The 1,709-nt window shown below is 65.6% G+C and carries 1 protein-coding gene and 1 pseudogene; both read left to right on the top strand.

What is annotated here, in order from left to right; all coding sequences use genetic code 11:
* Window positions 1-966: pseudogene (gene kgd / locus WBV89_RS06725) on the top strand (multifunctional oxoglutarate decarboxylase/oxoglutarate dehydrogenase thiamine pyrophosphate-binding subunit/dihydrolipoyllysine-residue succinyltransferase subunit); the annotation flags it as partial.
* Between the two features lie 78 nt (window positions 967-1,044).
* A partial coding sequence (locus WBV89_RS06720) for a PAS domain S-box protein (RefSeq protein ID WP_423980560.1) occupies window positions 1,045-1,709 on the top strand: 665 nt, incomplete at its 3' end.

Here is a 1,709-nt window from a genome sequence, read left to right as displayed (position 1 = left end):
GGTGAGGACACCCGACGCGGCACGTTCAGCCATCGCCACGCCGCGCTGATCGACTTCGAGACCGGCGAATCGTTCGTGCCGCTCGATCGTCTCGACGGCGCCGACGATGCGCGTTTCTGGGTGTTCGACTCGTTGCTGTCGGAGTACGCAGCGCTCGGGTTCGAGTACGGCTACAGCCACACCAACCGCGAGGCGCTCGTCGTGTGGGAGGCCCAGTTCGGCGACTTCATCAACGGCGCCCAAATCATCATCGACCAGTACATCGTCGCCGCCGAGGACAAGTGGGGGCAGCAGAACGGTGTCGTCCTGCTGCTGCCCCACGGGTACGAGGGACAGGGTCCCGAGCACTCGTCTGCCCGCATCGAGCGGTTCCTCACGTTGGCCGCCGAGGACAACATGCAGATCGTCAACACGACGACCGCGGCGAACTTCTTCCACCTCCTGCGCCGACAGGTCCTGCAGGAGCGCCAGACTCCGCTGATCGTCTTCGCACCCAAGCAGGGCTTGAGGATGAAGCAGACGAGGTCGTCGATCGACGAATTGACGCACGGCTCGTTCCGGGAGGTCGTGGACGATCCCGGTGACCTCGACCCGGAGGCGGTCACCCGCATCGTGTTCTGCTCGGGGAAGGTGGCCTGGGATGCGATCGCGGCACGCGACGAGCGCCAGGAGCCCGTCGCCGTCGTGCGTGTCGAACAGCTCTACCCGCTGCCGACCGAGCAGATGCTCGCCATCCTGGCCAAGTATCCGAACGCGAAGGAACTGCGATGGTTGCAGGAGGAGCCCGAAAACATGGGGGCCTGGAACTTCATCGAACACCACGTGTGGAGGGTCAAGGACCAGGGCTACGACCTGCGACACGTCGCCCGGGTCGAGTCGGGAAGCCCAGCGACGGGTTCGAAGACGATTCACGACCAGGAACTCGCTCAGCTGATGGACGGAATCTTCGCTCCGTCCGAGGACTGACGGTTCCGGACAAGGGACCGAGGACCGGACGTGGACGACCGCCGGCCGGATCCGGAGCGATTCGGTCCGCGTCGGTCGGTGAGAGCCGATAGCGAGCACGTCGAGGAATCGATCCGACGGACATATCGCAGTCTCGAACTCGTTGTTCGGGAGGGCACGATGCTGGTCGGCCACGACGGTCGTGTGGTGGAGAGTCGCAAGATCGATCAGCGGCTCGGGATCTCGGCAGATGACCTCGTCGGTGACTGGCCTCTCCCGGACGGGTGGACGATGTACGACGACGGGGGCGAGCCACTGTCGATGAGCGACCATCCGGCGATGATCACGCTGCGGACCGGCGAGAGCGCGGAGCGGGTGGTCGTCTACCAGGAGCCGGAGTCCAGCGGCCGAGCGCGTCGCCGACTGCGATTGATCGCATGGCCGGTGTTGGATGATCCGGACGTGGCGGTCGACCTGGTCGTCGCCGACCACGATCGCAGGCGCAATTCACGGCTCCTGCTCGAGTCTCAGGACACCCGATTCCGCACGATCACCGACATGCTCGCGGTCGCGGTGTGGGAGGCGACGACGTCGGGCGAGGTCACCTATGTGAACTCCCGCTTCATCGAGCTCACCGGACTCGACACCGCCAGCGCCTCGGACCTGCCGATGCTCGACCTCGTGCACCCGGACGACCTCGTCTCCGTGATGGAGGCTGCAGCGAGGGCGTCCGAGGACGGCCAGTACGAGGCCCAGTACCGGAT

This window comes from Ilumatobacter sp. (assembly GCF_049588435.1).
Classification (GTDB): Bacteria; Actinomycetota; Acidimicrobiia; order Acidimicrobiales; family Ilumatobacteraceae; genus Ilumatobacter_A.
This window is presented reverse-complemented; position numbering and strand designations above follow the sequence as displayed.